This window comes from Streptomyces sp. NPDC001868 (assembly GCF_040297125.1).
In the GTDB taxonomy this organism is placed as follows: Bacteria; Actinomycetota; Actinomycetes; order Streptomycetales; family Streptomycetaceae; genus Streptomyces.
On the sequence record NZ_JBEOYO010000011.1, the window covers coordinates 1 to 17,523 of the forward strand.

13 protein-coding genes are annotated in these 17,523 nt (G+C 72.4%); 5 read left to right on the forward strand and 8 right to left on the reverse strand.

Going from position 1 to position 17,523, the window contains the following annotated elements; genetic code table 11:
* Positions 1–184 precede the first annotated feature (184 nt).
* Both ABT147_RS15570 and ABT147_RS15575 read right to left on the reverse strand, forming a co-directional pair.
* The gene (locus tag ABT147_RS15570) at positions 185–1,354 is read right to left on the reverse strand and encodes an alpha-hydroxy-acid oxidizing protein (RefSeq protein WP_351406031.1); all 1,170 of its coding nucleotides are present in this window, start codon (positions 1,352–1,354) and stop codon (positions 185–187) included.
* 128 nt (positions 1,355–1,482) lie between these two features.
* On the reverse strand, positions 1,483–3,090 hold the full coding sequence (locus ABT147_RS15575) for a purine-cytosine permease family protein (protein ID WP_351406033.1): 1,608 nt from the start codon (positions 3,088–3,090) through the stop codon (positions 1,483–1,485).
* A 523-nt stretch (positions 3,091–3,613) separates the two neighbouring features.
* Between ABT147_RS15575 and ABT147_RS15580 the strand changes: the two genes are divergently transcribed.
* Complete coding sequence (locus tag ABT147_RS15580) at positions 3,614–4,048, forward strand: protease inhibitor (protein ID WP_351406035.1); 435 nt, start codon at positions 3,614–3,616, stop codon at positions 4,046–4,048.
* Positions 4,049–4,258: 210 nt separating this feature from the next.
* Here ABT147_RS15580 and ABT147_RS15585 read toward each other — a convergent pair whose 3' ends face one another.
* The 3 genes from ABT147_RS15585 to ABT147_RS15595 all read right to left on the reverse strand — a co-directional run bounded on the left by ABT147_RS15585 (position 4,259) and on the right by ABT147_RS15595 (position 6,238).
* The gene (locus ABT147_RS15585; protein ID WP_351406037.1) at positions 4,259–4,450 is read right to left on the reverse strand and encodes a hypothetical protein; all 192 of its coding nucleotides are present in this window, start codon (positions 4,448–4,450) and stop codon (positions 4,259–4,261) included.
* A gap of 98 nt (positions 4,451–4,548) precedes the next feature.
* Positions 4,549–5,034: an anti-sigma factor antagonist gene (locus tag ABT147_RS15590; protein ID WP_351406039.1), complete on the reverse strand. Its 486-nt coding sequence runs from the start codon at positions 5,032–5,034 to the stop codon at positions 4,549–4,551.
* Positions 5,035–5,215: 181 nt separating this feature from the next.
* Entirely contained in the window at positions 5,216–6,238 is a 1,023-nt protein-coding gene (locus ABT147_RS15595; protein ID WP_351406040.1) for a Ppx/GppA family phosphatase, read from the reverse strand.
* A gap of 215 nt (positions 6,239–6,453) precedes the next feature.
* Here ABT147_RS15595 and ABT147_RS15600 point away from each other — a divergent pair, with 215 nt between their 5' ends.
* From ABT147_RS15600 to ABT147_RS15615, 4 genes are all read left to right on the forward strand, one after another.
* Positions 6,454–7,041: a GNAT family N-acetyltransferase gene (locus ABT147_RS15600; protein ID WP_351406042.1), complete on the forward strand. Its 588-nt coding sequence runs from the start codon at positions 6,454–6,456 to the stop codon at positions 7,039–7,041.
* 74 nt (positions 7,042–7,115) lie between these two features.
* On the forward strand, positions 7,116–8,609 hold the full coding sequence (locus tag ABT147_RS15605) for an ABC transporter substrate-binding protein (RefSeq protein WP_351406044.1): 1,494 nt from the start codon (positions 7,116–7,118) through the stop codon (positions 8,607–8,609).
* Positions 8,606–10,378: an ABC transporter permease subunit gene (locus ABT147_RS15610; RefSeq protein ID WP_351406351.1), complete on the forward strand. Its 1,773-nt coding sequence runs from the start codon at positions 8,606–8,608 to the stop codon at positions 10,376–10,378. The genes ABT147_RS15605 and ABT147_RS15610 overlap by 4 nt, the downstream gene beginning before the upstream one ends.
* Positions 10,379–10,496: 118 nt before the next feature.
* The gene (locus tag ABT147_RS15615; RefSeq protein WP_351406353.1) at positions 10,497–11,828 is read left to right on the forward strand and encodes an MDR family MFS transporter; all 1,332 of its coding nucleotides are present in this window, start codon (positions 10,497–10,499) and stop codon (positions 11,826–11,828) included.
* Here ABT147_RS15615 and ABT147_RS15620 read toward each other — a convergent pair.
* The 3 genes from ABT147_RS15620 to ABT147_RS15630 all read right to left on the reverse strand — a co-directional run bounded on the left by ABT147_RS15620 (position 11,762) and on the right by ABT147_RS15630 (position 17,486).
* A complete protein-coding gene (locus ABT147_RS15620; RefSeq protein ID WP_351406046.1) occupies positions 11,762–12,265 on the reverse strand; it encodes a methyltransferase family protein in 504 nt (167 codons plus the stop codon). The genes ABT147_RS15615 and ABT147_RS15620 overlap by 67 nt on opposite strands.
* Before the next feature lie 231 nt (positions 12,266–12,496).
* Entirely contained in the window at positions 12,497–15,319 is a 2,823-nt protein-coding gene (locus ABT147_RS15625) for an NHLP bacteriocin export ABC transporter permease/ATPase subunit (RefSeq protein ID WP_351406048.1), read from the reverse strand.
* 1 nt (position 15,320) lies between these two features.
* On the reverse strand, positions 15,321–17,486 hold the full coding sequence (locus tag ABT147_RS15630; RefSeq protein ID WP_351406356.1) for an NHLP family bacteriocin export ABC transporter peptidase/permease/ATPase subunit: 2,166 nt from the start codon (positions 17,484–17,486) through the stop codon (positions 15,321–15,323).
* Positions 17,487–17,523: the final 37 nt, after the last annotated feature.

Here is a 17,523-nt window from a genome sequence, read left to right on the forward strand (position 1 = left end):
GTTCCCCGCGCCCCTAAAAGATCAGGCCCCTGCGGGCCTGAGAAGCACGGGCGCAGCCCGGCTTTTCTGGGGCGCGGGGAACTGCGCGACCAGCCCCCACCGGGGCCGCGCTGTGGGGGTCGAAGGGGCGCAGCCCCTGTGGGATGGGACGGGTAGGGGCGGCGGGGGCGAAACCGGCTCGTCGTCAGGTGGCACCGTCGAAGAGACTGCCACCGTCGATCGAGGCCGGCGTCCGATGCCCCGACAACGCCAACGTGAGATCGAACTCGGCGAGCAGACAACGGATGACATGCTCGACGCCCGCCTGACCGTCGAGGGCGAGCCCGTACACGTACGGCCGCCCGAGAAGAACGGCCCGAGCCCCGAGCGCCAGCGCCTTGAAGACATCGTCCCCACTCCGCACCCCGCTGTCGAAGAGCACGGCCACCCGCGCCCCCACCGCCCGAACCACTCCCGGCAACGCGTCGGCGGCCCCCACACCCCCACCCACCTGCCGCCCCCCATGGTTGGACACGACCACCCCGTCCATCCCCGCATCCGCGGCGAGCCGCGCGTCGTCCGGGTGCAGGACGCCCTTCAACACGATCGGCCCGTCCCAGTGCTCGCGCAGGAACGCCAGGTCGGGCCACGTCTTGCCGGGATCCCCGAACATGCCCGCGAAGTGCAGCACGGCCGCGTTCGGATCCTCGTGGACCGGCTTGGCGAGACCCGCCTGGAACGCCGGGTCGGAGAAGTAGTTGGCGGTGCCGACACCGTGCAGGAACGGCAGATACGCCCGCTCCAGATCACGCGGACGCCACCCGAGCAACGGCGTGTCGAGGGTGACGACGAGCACGGAGTACCCCGAGGCCTTCGCCCGCGCCAGGAAACTCCGGGTGACCTCACGGTCCTTCGCCCAGTACAGCTGGAACCACCGCTCCGCGTCCCCCAGTACCTCCGCGACCTGCTCCATGGGCGTACTCGACGCCGAGGACAGGATGTACGGCACCCCCTGCGCGGCGGCGGCCCGCGCCGCCGCCGACTCCGCCTCCGGGTGCACGATCGACAGCACGCCCACCGGCGCGAGCGCCACCGGCGCCGGCAGCGCACGGCCCAACACCTCGACGGACAGATCGCGTTCGCTCACGTCCCGCAGCAGCCGGGGCACGATCCGGTGCCGCTCCAACGCCGCCCGGTTGGCGCGCGCCGTACCGCCGTCGCCCGCGCCGCCCGCCACATAGCCGACGGGACCCGCGCCGAGCCGGTGCTCGGCCAGTTCCTCAAGCCGGGCCAGATCGGTGGGCAGCCGGGGCACGGCCCCGCCCAGCCCGCCCAGGTAGATCTCGTACTGAAAGTCCGCCCAGTGCTTCGCCATCCGTCCGCCCTGCCCCTCGCCGCCGACAACGCCCCGCGTCGCCGACGATCCTGACGATCCGGGAGGGCGCCGTCCAGACGCCGACACGGGCTTCCCTTCGGCACCCTTACCTACAGGGCCCCTTCCCTTCAGCTTCCTTCGGCGGCGAGCACCGGCTCCGGCGTGTCCGTCGGCGCCCCCGGCCCGGTGATCGGCGGCACCGGCACATCGGCCGTACGGACCAGCCGGGCGCCCTCGGGGCCGTACACCGCGCGTGGTTCGGGAAACAGGCGGAGCAGGGTGAGGAAGAGGACCGCCGACACGGCCAGGGACAGCGGGAGACTGATGTCGACGCCGCCCGCGAGGTCGCCGAGCGGGCCGACGAACTGGCCCGGGATGTTGGTGAACAGCACGCCGAGCACCGCCGAGACCCACCACGCGGTCATTCCGCGCCAGTTCCAGCCGTGGGCGAACCAGTAACGGCCGCCGCGCTGACGGCGGTTGAAGACCTGGAGGGCCTCGGGGTCGTACCAGCCGCGCCGGGTCCAGAAGCCCAGGATCATCACGACCATCCACGGGGTGGTGCAGGTGATGATCATCGTGGCGAAGGTGGAGATGGACCGGACGAGGTCCAGCCCGAACCGGCCGACGAAGATGAACCCGATGGACACCACACCGACCAGCACGGTCGCCTGGACGCGCGACAGCCGGGGGAAGACGGAGGAGAAGTCCAGGCCGGTGCCGTACAGCGAGGTCGTGCCCGTCGACAGGCCGCCGATCAGGGCGAGCAGACACACCGGCAGGAAGAACCAGCTCGGTGAGATTGCCAGCAGCCCGCCCACGAAGTCGGGGGCCGCCGGATCGACGTACTCCGGGGCCTTGGCCGCGATGATGCTCGCCGTGGACAGGCCGAAGAGGAACGGCAGGAGCGTGGCGATCTGGGAGAGGAACGCGGCCCCGATCACCTTGCGGCGCGGGGTGCTCGCCGGGATGTAGCGCGACCAGTCGCCCAGGAACGCGCCGAACGACACCGGGTTGGAGAGCACGATCAGGGCCGCGCCGATGAAGGACGGCCAGAACAGCGACTGGGTCGCCGCGTCCGCGGAGTCCGTGAAGACGCCCGCGTACGACGGGTCGAAGTCACCGGCGAAGGCGATCGCGCCGAGCAGGAACAGCAGGCTCGCCGAGGTCACCGCGACCTTGTTGACGAAGAGCATGAACCGGAAGCCGTACACGCACACCGCGAGGACGAGGACCGCGAAGAGGGCGTAGGCGACGACGTACGACGGTGTCGAGCGCTCCAGGCCGAAGAGCCGGTGCGCGCCGCCGACCAGGGCGTCGCCGGAGCTCCACACCGAGATGGAGAAGAAGGCGACGGCCGTGAGGAGGGAGAGGAAGGAGCCGACCACCCGGCCGTGGACGCCCAGGTGGGCGGAGGAGGAGACGGCGTTGTTGGTGCCGTTGACCGGGCCGAACACCGCCATCGGGCACAGGATCAGCGCGCCGGCGACGACCCCGAGAAGGGTGGCCGCGAGGCCCTGCCAGAAGGAGAGGCCGAACAGGATCGGGAAGGCGCCCAGCACACAGGTGGAGAAGGTGTTGGCGCCGCCGAACGCGAGCCGGAACAGGTCGAGCGGTGTCGCGGTGCGGTCCGCGTCGGGGATGCGCTCGACACCGTGCGACTCGACCTCCGTGAGGGACGGCGGCGCGGGCGGGGCGGCGGGGGAGTGATCGGGGGTCGGGGACGTCTCGGGCATGAGGACTCCAGCGGGGGACCGGCGGCGGCGCGTTTCGTGGCGCGGTGGGCAGGAGGGCCGGGGCGCCGCCGGGTGGGCGACAGGAGCGGAAGCCGTCCTCGAGGGGTGAGGTGACGCTACGGGTGCGGGGCGGCGGGAACCAGAGGGCGCTTCATCCATTTTCCGGAGCCCGGGTGGATGAATCGTCCACCACTTTCCGGTCGTGCGGGGGCCGTTCGGGTGGTTGTGGCGCGCTGAAGCGGAATGTTTCAGGCCTATTGCTCAGCCGTGGAGATCCGGCCATTCATGATCACGGGTCGATCGGAAACCGCTCAGAATCGGGGTTCGCATGGTCGGACTCTGTGACTTCGAGCCACTGATTCAATACTCAAAGTTACTGAAACCTGTGGGGTCGATGTGTGTTCCGGCCCGGGACCCGGCAGACTCGCGCTCGCCGATCCGGCACCGTCCGGGCAGGCTTCGTCCACGCGACCGATGTGGCGGGGCCGTCCGGGCACTCCTACAGAGCGGAAGGATGCACACCATGCCGAAGACCGCGCGATGGGCAGCGACCCTCACCCTGACGGCCACCGCCGTCTGCGGTCCCCTCACGGGCTCCGCGCTCGCCGCCCCCGAGCCCGCCGCGTCCGGGCTCTACGCCCCCTCGGCCCTGGTCCTGACCGTGGGCCACGGCGAGGCCGCGGCCACCGTCGCCCCCGAGCGCGCGGTCACCCTGAACTGTGCGCCGAAGCCCTCCGGCACGCACCCGGCGCCTGTCGACGCCTGCGCCGAACTCCGCGACAGCGGCGGCGACTTCGACGCCCTGAGCAGCAGGGCCGGGGTGATGTGCGACAAGCGGTACGACCCGGTGGTCGTCACCGTGCACGGTGTCTGGCAGGGCAAGCGCGTCGCGTACGAGCGCCTCTTCGGCAACGAGTGTCTGAAGAACTCCGGCGCGAGCGTCCTGTACGCCTTCTGAGCGTCCCCCGTGACCGGGCCGCCGCGAGGCGGCCGACAGACCGGGGTCGCGTGGCTCCGTGAGTGATGAGCGAGGGTTCGTGGCTGGGGAGCGCGAGCCCTGTCGCGGAGTGTCACGCGATCCCCGTCCGGGGGCCGGCCGAAGCGGAGTGGGGCCGCGGCCGGCCCCCGGCATCATCCGCCGGGAACTCTCAGCGGTTCGCCCGGAGGGTCACTCGGAGGTGACGGTCCAGCGCCCGACCTGCTGGTGGCCGGTGTCGTACAGGGGCTGGCCGTCCCCGGGTTCGATCTCGCAGTGCCGGAGGTTGCCGCCCCAGTAGCGCAGGATGCGCTCCAACTCCTGGACGGTGGTGCCCTCGTCCCAGTCCGTGCTGTCCAGGTCGACTTCGAGAAGAAACTTCACTTCGCGCGTCTCCACTTCTCTATCGCTCGGATTCCGTGCCGGCGTCCACCGGAACGGAGCGTGCCTGCCGCAGGTCCTTCAATCGTTTCATTGAACTGCTACTTGAGACTTGGCCGTTGCGGAGGCGGGCCCGGCGGAGGCGAGGCGGGCGGAGGCGGCGAGGGCGGCGGGGATGGCGGGGGTGGCAGATCCGGGAGCGGCGGAAAGCGGCCCAGCAGTCCGGCGGCGCGCAGCAGTCGGTGCATCCGGGGCTGGTCGGAGACGAGACGGAGCCGGCCGCCGCCCGCCCTGGCCGCGGCCTCCGCCCGGCACAGCACCCGCAGGCCCGAGCAGTCGAAGAACGCGACAGAGCGCAGATCGACGAGCACATCCGGTTCGGCGGCCCCGGTGGTGGCGGCCGTCAGATGCTCGGCCACGAAGCCCGCCGACGCCACGTCGATCTCACCGGAGACCTCGATCACGGTGAACGGGCCGATCCGGCGGGTGCGGGCGTACGGGTTCGCCTCCGCCGTCGGCCCGGGGCCGGGCCCGGTGGCCGCGTCCCCGGGCCGAGGGACGGCACGGTCATGGGCATCCGGAGTCATGGCGGCTCCACCATGTCAGGGGTAGGGCGCATTCGATCCCGTTAGCTACCCCGGCGCAGAGCCGGCCATCCCTTTCGCGCCCCGCGCAAGATCTACAGCACTCGAAAAGGTGAATTCCCGTTTTGTGTATTGACATTTGAAGGAGTGGGGCGGGGGGCGTAGGGCGGAGGGCGGGGTGGAGTCAGCCGACCGGTGCGGCGATGCGCAGGGGCGCGGGGCCCGACGCGCTCGCACCGGCCGGCCCGGTGTCCTCGATGTCCCGTGTCACCTCCGACCACCACGCCGGACCGTCCTCGATGTGCCGCAACAGCACACCTTCGCGGATCGCCCAGGGGCAGATCGTCACGGACTTCAGACCGGTGAGCTTCATCGTGGTGTGCCCGACCAGCGCCCCGGCGAGGCTCTGTGCCGACCGCGGCGCGGAGATACCCGGGAGGGCGGACCGCTCGGCCGCCGGGAGGGAGGCCAGGCGGGAGACGGCGTCTCCCAGGTCCGCGCACCGCAACTCCCGCTCCACGAAAGGCCCGTGGCGGCCCGGCGCCGATCCGCACAGCCGGGCCAGCTGCTGGAAGGTGCGCGAGGTGGCGACGGCGGTGCGCGGTCCCTCCCAGCGGATGCGCGCGGCGACGTCCCGGAGCTGATGGCGGACCTTGCGCCGCAGCGCCTTGACGCTGTCCGGCGACGGCGGGTCCTGCCCGTGGAAGAACTCCTGGGTCAGCCGGTTCGCGCCCAGCGGCAGCGAGGCCACGAAGTCCGGCAGCCGGCCCCGCCCGAAGGCCACCTCCAGCGAACCGCCCCCGATGTCCAGCAGCGCGAGCGGCCCCGACCGCCAGCCCATCCACCGCCGCGCACCGAGGAAGCTCAGCTCGGCCTCCACCTCGCCGGGCAGGGTACAGATCGGTACCCCGGTCTCGGTGCGCACGGCCCGCAGGACCTCCCGGCCGTTCGGCGCGGAGCGCACCACGGCGGTCGCGAACGCCAGCGGCGTCGACGCCCCCCATCTCTCCGCCGTGCGCGACGCGGCCGCGACCGCGTCGCACAACTGCCGTACGGCCTCTTCGGGCACCTCACCCCCGGGTGGCACCTGTTCGGACAGCCGCAGACGCCACTTGGCGGTGTGCACCGGCAGCGGCACACCGCCCTCGGCGTCCGCCACCACGAGCCGCACGGTTTTCGACCCCACATCGACCACACTCATCCGCATGACCGACGGAGTACCCGGTGAGCGCCCCAACACGCGTGTCCCGTACGGCGGTCGGTTGCGCACAGTCGTATACAGGCCGATCGGGCGCTGCCGCTCACGCCCGTCGGAGGGCCGGCCGCTCGCAGCCGTCGGAGGGCCGGCTGTTCACGTCCGTCGGGGGCAGGCCGTTCGCACCCATGATCGGAATGATCAGACTTATTGCATATGATGTGCAGGTGCAGAACTACGACATCAGGGTGGCGGGACCCGACGACCTCGACAGCGCCCGTACGGTGATGCTCGACACCGTCTACCGCGACTTCGGCACCGGCTATGTGCCGCGCTGGCACGGGGACATCATCGATCCGCACGCCGCGTACGTGGCACCCGACCGGCATGTGCTCCTGGTGGCGGTCGACCAGCGGGACGGCGCGGTCGTCGGCACCGCCGCACTGGACTCCCGGGGTCCCGCCCATCCGCCCAACCCCCGCTGGCTGGCCGAGCGTTACCCGTCCGGCGAGACCGCCCAGCTGCGCCGGGTGTACGTGCGCGCCGAGCACCGGCGGCGCGGGCTGGCCCGGCGGCTGGTCGCGGCGCTGCTGGAGTTCGCGGCGGCCGACGGCGGTTACCGCTCCGTCTATCTGCACACCGATCCCGGGGTACCCGGCGCCGAGGACTTCTGGCGCTCGCAGGGTGTGGCCGTGTGTGACGAGCGTGAGGTGACGGGAGAGCGGGTCGTGCACTTCGAGATTCCGGTGCCCCGGCCGGTGTCCCAGTCAGCGCCGCAGGTGGCGCCGCAGGCGGGCCGCCCCCTCGTCGGTTAGATGATAATCATTCTCATGTAGGGTGTGTCGCGCGCCACCCACCCACCCCCCTGTCTCACAGAGAACCAAGGACCATGCGCCCTCCCCGCCGCCGTCGCGTCGTCGCCGGCCTGCTCCTCGCCCCCGTGCTGACCGGCTGCTTCGCCTCGGGCGGTGACACGTCCGACGACAACTCCGCCGACGGCGCCCGGCTGCGCGTCGCCCTCGCCTTCCCGCCCGCCGAGAACTTCTCCCCGTACGGCGCCGACGCCACCCTCCTCAGCCGGCTCGGCGTCACCGAGGGCCTCACCAAGCTGGACGCCAACGGCGTCGCGGCCCCGGCGCTCGCCGAGTCCTGGACGCGCGAGAACGACCGGAACTGGCTTTTCACCTTGCGCGAGGCCACGTTCCAGGACGGCACCGAGGTCACCCCCGCCACTGTCGCCGCCGCCCTCACCGCGGCCACCGAGGCCGAGCCGGTCACCGCCGCGCTCTCCGGCATCAAGCTCACCGCGAAGGCGAGCGGCGGCCGTCAGGTGCGCGTCACCACCGAGGACCCGGACCCCGCCCTGCCGCTGAGGCTCACCAGCCCCGGCCTCGCGATCCTGTCCGCCAAGGCCTACGGCGGCAAGCGCGTGAACCCGGTCGGCACGGGCACCGGCCCGTTCGAGGTCACCAAGGTCACCGGCACCACCGCGGCCACCCTGGACCGCTTCGACGCGTACTGGGGCGGGCGCGCCCAGGCGAGCGGCATCGACGCCAAGTTCATAGCCGACGGCTCCGCCCGCACCAACGCGCTGCGCACCGACCAGGTCGACATCGCCGAGTCCGTGCCCGTGTCGCAGGCGTCCACCCTCGACCAGGGCGCCCGACGCGAGACGGCCACCACCCGCACCGCCAGCCTCCTCCTCAACACCAAGAGGGGCGCGTTCAAGGACCCGAAGCTCCGGGCCGCCGCTCGTGAGGCCGTCGACGGCTCCGTCCTCGCCAAGGACGTGTACGAGGGCTACGCCGACGCCGGCGTGGGCATCTTCGGACCCGCCGTGACCTGGGCCGCCGGCAAGCGCGTCGAACCGGCAGGCCGGGCGAAGGCCGCGAAGCCCGACGGCACCTCCGTCACCATCGCCACGTACGACAACCGGCCCGAGCTGCCCGAGGTCGCCCAGGTGCTGCAACAGCAGCTCCAGAAGGCCGGGTTCAAGGTGAAGCTGGAGGTCCGCGAGTACTCGCGGCTGGAGAGCGACGCCCTCGCCGGCAAGTTCGACGCGATCGTCGGCGCCCGCAACTCCTTGCTCGACACCGGCGACCCCGTCTCCATCATGGCCAGCGACTTCACCTGCGACGGCATTTACAACCTCGCCCTGCTCTGCGACAAGAAGGTCGACCAGGCCGTCGCCGCCGCCGGGAAGGAGTCCGACATCGCCAAGCGCCAGCAGGCGGCCATGAACGCCGAGGCGGCGATCCTCGGCACGGACGCCACCGTCCCGCTCGTCCACCAGCAGCTCATCACCGGCGTCGGCGACTCGGTCCAGGGCGTGATCCTCGACCCGTACGAGCGCACCCTGGTCGGAACGGGGACCCGGCGCTGAGACGGGCACTCTGGCGGGCCCTGCTCGCCGCCACGCTGCTGTGCGCCATCGGCCTGCTGCCCTGGCTGTCCCGCACCGACCCGGCGCTCACCGTCCTCAAGGCGCGCTCGGCCGAACGCGACCCCACACCTGAGGTCCTGGCGGCCGTACGGGACGAACTCGGCCTCGACGCGGGCCCGTTGAAGCTGCTGGGGGAGTGGTTCGGCGGGCTGGCGCGCGGTGACGCGGGCCGCTCGTGGATCTCCGGCGCCGAGGTCACCCCCTCCGTCGTCCAGGCCCTCGGCGCCCCCCTGCGCTCCGCGCCCCCGCCGCGCGGGCCCGGGGCCCCCACGGCCGCGGCGGTCTGCGCCCGCACCCTGTGGCTCGGCGCGCACCGCCGCCTCGACGACCGGCGCGGCGGCGGCAGCGTCGCCGCGATGGTCGCCGCGCTCCCCGAGTTCCTCACCGCGTCCGTGCTCGCCGTCGTCGTCGGGGTGCACCTCGGCTGGCTGCCCGCGCTCGGCTGGTACGGGCCGCAGTGGATGGTGCTGCCCGCCCTCGCCCTCGGCCTGCCCGCCGGCGCGCTGCTCGGCCGGATGCTCGACGACCTGCTGCCCGGCGCCTTCGCCGAGCCCTGGGCACTGGCCGCCGCCGCACGCGGCATACCCGGGCGGGCCACCGCCCGCCAGGCCGTACGCCGTTGCGTACCCGGACTGCTGCCCAACTTCGGTCTGTTCGTGGTGGGCCTCACCGGCGGTGCCGTCACCGTCGAGCAGATCTTCGACATACCGGGCCTCGGCCGCACCACCCTCCAGGCCGCCATCGCCCAGGACCTCCCCGTCCTCCAGGCCGGCACCCTCGCCCTCGTCCTGCTGGCCGCCGTCGCCGGAGCCCTCGTCCGCCTCGCCGCCCGCCTTCTCATCGGCCCCGCCCTCCGCGACGGCGCGCTGCACTCCCTGCACCGCCCGAAGCCCCCCGCGCCACGCCGTACGCCCTTGCTCTACGGCGCTGTCCTGCTGTCGGTCGTCGCGCTCGGCCTGACCCGCGACCCGCTCGCCCTCGACACCGGCGCCCGGCTCCAACCCCCTTCCTGGGCCCACCCGTTGGGCACCGACGCGCTCGGCCGCGACCTCCTCGCCCGGATCGGCCACGGGGCCTTCACCACCCTCGCCCTGGCCGTCACCATCAGCGCGGCGGCACTGCTGACGGGCGTCCTGCTCGGCCTGCTGCCCCGGCTCTCCGGGCCCCTCGTCGACACCGTCAACGCCATCCCCGCGGTCCTCGCGGGCCTGCTCGTCGCCGGCGTCGCCGGCAGCGGAGCGGCGACACCCGCGCTGGCCGTGGCCGCCGTCGCCTGGGTGCCGCTCGCCGCGCACACCACGGCCCTGCTCGAACAGGAGCGGGCCACGACACACATCACGGCCACCAAGGGACTGGGCGCGGACGACGCGTACCTGCTCCGCCGCGAGTTGCTGCCCGCCGTCCTGCCCCCCGTCGTCCGCCACGCCCTGCTCCGGCTGCCCGCCGTGGCCCTCGCCCTGACCTCCCTCGGCTTCCTCGGCCTCGGCGCACAGCCGCCGGACCCGGAGTGGGGCCTCCTCCTCGCCGAGAACCAGCCCTACGCCGAACGCGCTCCCTGGGCCGTCCTCGCCCCCGCCGCCGCCCTCGCCCTCCTCGGCGCGCTCGCGGTCACGGCGGCGGGAGGGGTGCGGTGGCCGAGCCTGCGGTTCGCCCGGGGCGCACGACAGCCGAAGCCCGCCGTCGCCACGACCCTCGGAGAGACCGGATGACCGGCTCCGCCGAGGAACCGAGGAGGACGCTCCGGCGGCGACCTGTGCCGGGGATGCGGCCGACAGACACATGACGAGCGAGGGCCGGGAGAGGCGAGCGGTGGACGACGTGTCCGAGATGCAGACGAAGAACACGGGGCCCGGCCGGCGGACGGCGGACGGGGTGGCCGGAGAAGGCACGGCCAAGCCCTCCCGTCGGGGCACCTGGGCGAAGCTCAATCCCCTTCTCCGGCTGCTGATCCTCACCCAACTCGCCTTCAACATCGGCTTCTTCGCCGTGCTGCCGTTCCTCGCCGAGCACCTCGGCACGGCCATCGGCATGGCCGGCTGGATGGTCGGTTTCGTCCTCGGACTGCGGACCTTCAGCCAGCAGGGGCTGTTCGTGGTGGGCGGCGCGCTCGCCGACCGGTACGGCGTACGGCCCGTGGTGCTGGCCGGATGCGTGCTGCGCATCGCCGGGTTCGCGTGGCTCGGCTACGCGGACGAGGACTGGTCGGTCATCGGGTCGGTCCTGCTGATCGGCTTCGCCGCCGCGCTGTTCTCCCCGGCCGTCGAGTCCGAGGTGGCCCGGCAGGCGGTGGTGTGGGAGGAGTCGGGCGGGGGACCCCGCACCAGCGTCCTCGCGCTGTTCACGGTGGCGGGGCAGGCCGGGGCGTTCCTCGGGCCGCTGATCGGGGCGCTGTTGCTGGCCGTGGACTTCCGCGTGGTGTGCCTCGCGGGCGCCGGGGTCTTCGTCCTCGTCCTCGCCGGGCACTTCCGGCTGCTGCCGCAGCACATCCCGGGCCGGGAGCGGGTCGAGGTGAAGGGCGGCCTCGGCGGGCTGCTGCGCAACCGCCGGTTCCTGGCGCTGTGCTGCGCGTATGGCGCCTACCTCCTGGCGTACAACCAGCTGTACCTCCTCCTCCCCGACGAGGTCGAGCGGGCCACGGGCTCGCAGTCCGCGCTGGCCTGGCTGTTCGGGCTGTCCTCGCTGCTCGTGGTGACCGCGCAGCTGCCGGTCACCCGCTGGGCGGCGGACCGGCTGGACCTGCGGCGGTCGATGACGGCCGGGCTGCTGCTGATCTCGGCCGGGTTCGCGGTGGTGGCCGCGGCCCGGCCCGCCGCATGGACCGGGAACGCCGGGCTGCTGCCCGCCGCCGGGTTCGTGGTGCTGCTGACCCTGGGACAGATGCTCGTGGCTCCGGGCGCCCGCGCGTGGGTCCCCGACCTCGCCGCCGACGGACGGCTCGGCCTCTACACCGGGGCGATGTCCTCCGTCTCCGGCCTGATCGTCCTCGTCGGCAGCGCGGGCACCGGCTCCCTCATGGGCACCGGGCTGCCCGGCGCCGTGCCCTGGCTGGTGCTCGCCGCGATCCCGGTCGCCTCGATCCTGCTGATCCCGCGTCAGCCGGCGGCGGAGTCGCGCCAGGGTGTGAGCCTGGGCCACCAGCCGGGCACCGCCCGCCGGTAGCGCTCGTACTCGGCGCCGAACCGCTCGCGCAGAACCGGCTCCTCGTACCACCGGGCGAACGCCCACATCGTGAGCCACGCGAACCCGCCGTACACGAACAGCACGGGCCGGGCCAGCAGCAGCCCCTGCCCGACGATCGCGGCGACGACCGCCACGTACATCGGGTTGCGCACGTACTGATAGAAGCCCGACACCACCAGATGCTCGGTGGGCGCGACCGGCGCCGGGGTCCCGAGGCCGTCGGCCACGAACCGGGCGAACGCCGACAGCAGCACGACGGCCCCCACGACCAGGGGGAGGAGACCGACCAGCCGCAACGGCAGCCACCAACTGCCGCTGGCCCAGGCCGTGAGCCACCACGGCAGCAGCACGGCGACCGTACCCGGGGCCAGCGCGAAGAAGACCGAACTGCCTGCGGCGGCTGCGGATTTGCGCATACGCCCACGGTGGGGGGAGGGGGCCGTTGAGGGGAAGTGGTCGGGTGCGGGTGGGTGGGGGCTGGTCGCACAGTTCCCCGCGCCCCTGCTTGTTTAATATCGGCCCGCAGGGCCGATTTCTTAGGGGCGCGGGGAACTGCGCGAGCAACCACGACGGACCCGCGCCGGGGGGTCGAAGGGGCGCAGCCCCTGGGGGATGGGATGGGTAGGGGCGGCGGGGGCGAGGAACCGTCAGGCCATCTGCCGCCGCACCAGTTCGTGTAGCCGCCCCCCGGCGTTCGCCAACAACCGCCCTGGCGCCCCCACCTCCGCCACCTTGCCGTCCTCCATGACCACCACCCGATCCGCGTCCATGACCGTGGACAGGCGATGGGCGATCACGATCCGCGTGGCGTTCAACGCCCGCGTGCTCTCGATCACGGTGCGCTGCGTCTCGTTGTCGAGCGCACTCGTGGCCTCGTCGAAGAAGAGAATGCGCGGCCGGCGGATGAGAGCCTGGGCGATCATCAGCCGCTGGCGCTGGCCACCGGAGATCGCCCCGTTGCCCTGCACGATCGTGTGCAGCCCCATCGGCATCCGCTTGATGTCCTCGGCGAGCCCCGCCATCTCCGCCGCCGCCATCGCCTCCTCCGGCGTGAACGGCTCGGTGCCGCAGATGACGTCCAGGATCGAACCGGTGAACGGCTGCGCGTGCTGGAGGACGACACCGCACTGTCGGCGCACGGCGGACTGGTCGAGGGCGCCGAGGTCCTGGCCGTCGTAGAGCACACTCCCGGAGACCGGCTTGTCGAAGCCGATGAGCAGGCGCAGCAGGGTCGATTTCCCGCAGCCGCTCGGGCCCACGATCGCCACGAACTCGCCCGGCTCGATGGCGAAGGACACGTCGTCCAGCACCAGTGGGCCGTCGTCCGCGTAGCGGAAGGAGAGCCGGCGGGCCTCCAGCGCGCCGGAGAGGACCCCCGGGCGCGTACTCGCCGTACGCACCTCCGGTGTCGCCTCCAGCACCGGCTTGATCTCCTCGAACAACGGCAGCACCGCCACCGCCGACACGAACGCCCCCGTCAGCTGCGTGACCGAGGTCAGCAGCATCGTCACCGAGGTGTTGAAGGTGAGGAACTCCGCCGCCGACATCGAACCCCGCGCCGGACCCGCCAGCAGCATGAACATCAGCAGGGTGCACAGCGGGAGATACACCGCGCCCAGCACCGTGTTGAGGTTCTTGATGCCGCCGACCTTCTGCTGGAGCTCCCGGCTGCGCGCGAACTCGCCCGCCCAGGCCGCGTAGGCGTAGTTCTCGGCGGCGGCCACGCGGAGCTTCGGCAGGCCCCGCAGGGTCTGGAAGGCCTGGTTGTTGAGCTTGTTGCTCAGCACCACCAGGCGGCGCTGCCAGCGGACCTGCCAGAGGCCGAGGCCCAGGAACACCGCAGCCACGATCACCAGCATGCCGATCGCCGCCAGCGCCATCGGCACGCTGTACCAGAGCAGCAGACCGAGGTTCACGGCACCGACGGTCACCGACTGGGCGACCACGGGACCGACCCCGGCCAGGGTGCGGCGGATCGCGCTGATGCCCATGGCCGCGCTCGCCAGTTCACCCGTGGAGCGCGACGCGAAGAACTTCGTGGGGAGGCGCAACAGACGGTCCCAGACCGCCGGTTGGAGGGTGGCCTCGATACGGCCCTCCATACGGAGGATCGTCAGGTTCTGCAGGAGCAGGAACGCGGCCGACACCACGCTCGTCAGCATGATCGCCAGGCAGAGCCCCACGATCAGGTCCTCCTGGGCCTTCGGCACGTACTCGCCGAGGATCCGGCCCGTCGCGATCGGCACCAGCGAGCCGAGCGCGACCGTCACCAGTCCGCTGAGCAGCAGGCCGGTCATGTCAGCGCCGGTACCGTGGAGGCTGAACCGCATCAGCCGCAGCGGGGTCAGCACCCGTTCGGGCAGCGGACGGTAGAACATCACCGCCCGCGGCTCGAACTCCGCCGCGTTCGCCTTCTCGATCGGCGTCTCCCGGCCGGACGACGGCTGTACGGCCACATAGCCGCCGCGCCGCCACAGCAACGCCACCGGCGCGCCGGACAGGGCCCGGTGCCCGACCAGCGGGCCCACGTTCTCCCGCCACCAGTTTCCGGCGAGGCGTACGGCGCGGACCCGTACCCGGGAGGCCAGCGCGACGCGTTCCACCGGGTCGAGCCGGTCGCTCTCGGTGCCGCTCTGCGCGGGCTCGGAGAGGACGATCCCGGCCGCCTGGGCGACGAGCTTGCAGGCCGCGTACGTGGCGTCGGCGTCGGCGGCCGTCGTACGCCGGTTCGCGGAGGACTTGCCGATGGACGCGAGCAGCGTGCGGTCAGCCTGGGCGCGTACCGCCTCACCGGCCTTGATACCGGCGGCCGTACGGTCCTCGTGGGTGCGCTCCAGCTGCTCGATCCAGCGGTCCAGCGTCGCCAGCAGCCGGAACTGCTGGTCGACCATGCTCTGCCAGACCCCCGGGTCCATCAGCAGATCGGCCGCCGCCTCCGCCCCGTACAGCGAGCCGTACTGCACGCTGCCGGGCGGCACCCGCATCCAGAACACGTCGTCGTCGGTGGGCGCGGCGGCCTGCTCGGTGGCCATCGGCGCCTGGAAGAGGATCGACAGGCCACGGCCGACGCCCAGGGCGAGCGCGTATTCGAGGGGGCTGGTCTGCGGGGGGACGAGCTGGGGGTTGCCCCATTCGTCGTACGACCAGGTCTCGGTGCCCGCCTGCTGGTACAGCTCGCGCAGGCCGATGCGCCGGACCACGCAGTCGCGGAGCGGGCGGGCGACCAGGGTGTGCTGGGGCCCGGCGACCGGGCCGAGCAGCAGCGCGCCCGCTTCGAGGCGGCCCAGATGGTGCCAGTGGCCCTGCTCGACGGCGTCGACCGCGAACAGGTCCAGGGCGCCGGAGGCCACCAGCCACAGGGTCTGCGGACCTTCGAGGTCCAGGCGGGTATGGCCGGCGCAGTCCAGGGGTGTGCCCATGGCGCCGAGCGCACCGAGGACGAGGTCGCCCTCCTCGTGCACGGAGGTCATCTCATCGCTCCCTGACCAGCTGGGCGTACGCGCCGCCGCGTGCCACCAGCTCCTCGTGCCGGCCGCGCTCCACGATCGTGCCGTGCTGCAGGACGACGATCTCGTCGCTGTCGCGGACCGTGGAGAGCCGGTGGGCGATCACCACACAGGCACAGCCGCGCTTGCGCAGGTTGTCCATGACGGTCAGCTCGGTCTCCGCGTCGAGCGCGCTGGTCACCTCGTCGAGGACCAGGATGCTGGGCCTGCGGACCAACGCCCGAGCGATCTCCAGGCGTTGACGCTGACCGCCGGAGAAGTTACGGCCGTCCTGCTCGACCCTGCTGTTGATCCCGCCCGGCCGGCGGGTCACCACGTCGTACAGGGCCGCGTCCCGCAGCGCCTCCACCACGGCCTCGTCCGGGATCGACGGGTCCCACAGCGCCACGTTGTCGCGGACCGTGCCCTCGAAGAGGAAGACCTCCTGGTCGACGAAGGAGACCGAGGCGGCGAGCGCCCCCCGGGGGATGTCCTCCAGGCGCCGGCCGTCGATACGGATCACGCCCTCCCAGGGCGTGTACAGGCCCGAGATCAGCCGGGACACCGTCGACTTGCCGCTGCCGGAGCCGCCGACCAGCGCCACCTGCCGGCCCGGCCCCACGGTCAGGTCGAAGCCGGTGAGCAGGGGCTTGTCGAGGGGGCTGTAGCCGAAGGTGATGTTCTCCAGCTCGACATGGCCCTGCAGCCGGCGGGTGGACTCGCCGGCGTCCGGGCGGGCGTACAGCGGGTCCGCCTGGAAGTTCTCCACGTCCTTGAGACGGGCCACGTCCGCCGCGAAGTCCTGGATACGGCCCGCGACGCCGTTGAGGCGGGTGATCGGCGCGGTGAACCGGACGACCAGCGCCTGGAACGCGACCAGCAGACCCACGGAGATATGGCCCTCGACCGCGCGCATCCCGCCGATCCAGAGGATCAGCGCGCTGTTGACCGTGGCGAGCGTCGGGGCGACGACCCCCAGCCAGGCGCTCGGCACCCCGAGCCGCTGCTGCTCCTCCAGGGTGGTGGCGTGCTGCCCGGCCCACTTGCGGAAGTAGCCCTCCTCGCCGCCGGTCGCCTTCATCGTCTCGATCAGCTGGAGCCCGGTGTACGCCGTGTTGGTGAGCCGCGCGTTGTCGGCGCGCAGTTTCGCCGTACGGGTCGCGCGCAGCCGGATCACCACCCGCATCGCCACCACGTTCAGCAGGGCCACCCCGATGCCTACGAAGGTGAGCTGCGGGTCGTACGTATAGAGGAGTACGGCGTAGAGGACGACCACGACCGCGTCCACCCCGGCGGCGGCGAGATCGCGGGCCAGGGTCTCGGCGACCGCGTCGTTGGACTGCAGCCGCTGGACCAGGTCGGCGGGGCTGCGCTGGGAGAAGAAGGTGACGGGCAGGCGGAGGAGGTGGCGGAGGAAGCGGGCGCTGGACAGGGTGGAGGAGATCAGGCGTCCGCGCAGCAGGTTGGCCTGTTGCAGCCAGGTCAGCAGGACCGTCAGCAGCACGCACGCGCCCATCGACGCGAACAGCACGCCCAGCAGCGAGGTCTGGCCGCCGATCAGGAACATGTCGATATAGGTACGGCTCAGCGCGGGCACGGCCGCGCCGACCGCCACCAGGAGGAGGCTGGCGAGGACGGCGGCGGGCAGGGTGCCGGCGGTGCCGCGCATCCGGGCGGGCATGGCGCCGAGGACGCCGGGCCTGCGGCCGCCCTTCTCGAAGCCCTCGCCGGGCTCCATGACGAGGACGACCCCGGTGAAGCTGGAGTCGAAGTCCTCCATCGGCACGAACCGGCGGCCCTTGCCCGGGTCGTTGATGTGGACACCGCGCCGGCCGAAGCGGCGCCCCATGCCGTCGTAGACGACATAGTGGTTGAACTCCCAGAACAGGATGGCCGGCGCCTTCACCTCGGCGAGGGCGGCCACGTCCATCTGCATGCCCTTGGCGGTGAAGCCGTAACTGCGGGCCGCCTTCAGGAGGTTGCTGGCCCGCGAGCCGTCCCGGGAGACACCGCAGGCGATGCGCAGCTCCTCCAGCGGGATGTGCCGTCCGTAGTGGCCGAGGACCATGGCGAGGGAGGCGGCGCCGCACTCCACGGCCTCCATCTGCAGGACGGTCGGTGTGCGCACGGTCTTCTGCCGGCCCTTGGGCACCGGGCGCTTCGGCGGGGTGGCCTTGCGTCTGCCGCGT

Bases quoted from the DNA above. Each gene is read 5' to 3' on its own strand.
- ABT147_RS15615 (WP_351406353.1), top strand. From the start codon at position 10,497: ATGCAGACGAAGAACACGGGGCCCGGCCGGCGGACGGCGGACGGGGTG.
- ABT147_RS15595 (WP_351406040.1), bottom strand. From the start codon at position 6,238: ATGCGGATGAGTGTGGTCGATGTGGGGTCGAAAACCGTGCGGCTCGTG.
- ABT147_RS15570 (WP_351406031.1), bottom strand. From the start codon at position 1,354: ATGGCGAAGCACTGGGCGGACTTTCAGTACGAGATCTACCTGGGCGGG.
- ABT147_RS15625 (WP_351406048.1), bottom strand. From the start codon at position 15,319: ATGACCTCCGTGCACGAGGAGGGCGACCTCGTCCTCGGTGCGCTCGGC.
- ABT147_RS15580 (WP_351406035.1), top strand. From the start codon at position 3,614: ATGCCGAAGACCGCGCGATGGGCAGCGACCCTCACCCTGACGGCCACC.
- ABT147_RS15620 (WP_351406046.1), bottom strand. From the start codon at position 12,265: ATGCGCAAATCCGCAGCCGCCGCAGGCAGTTCGGTCTTCTTCGCGCTG.
- ABT147_RS15590 (WP_351406039.1), bottom strand. From the start codon at position 5,034: ATGACTCCGGATGCCCATGACCGTGCCGTCCCTCGGCCCGGGGACGCG.
- ABT147_RS15575 (WP_351406033.1), bottom strand. From the start codon at position 3,090: ATGCCCGAGACGTCCCCGACCCCCGATCACTCCCCCGCCGCCCCGCCC.
- ABT147_RS15605 (WP_351406044.1), top strand. From the start codon at position 7,116: ATGCGCCCTCCCCGCCGCCGTCGCGTCGTCGCCGGCCTGCTCCTCGCC.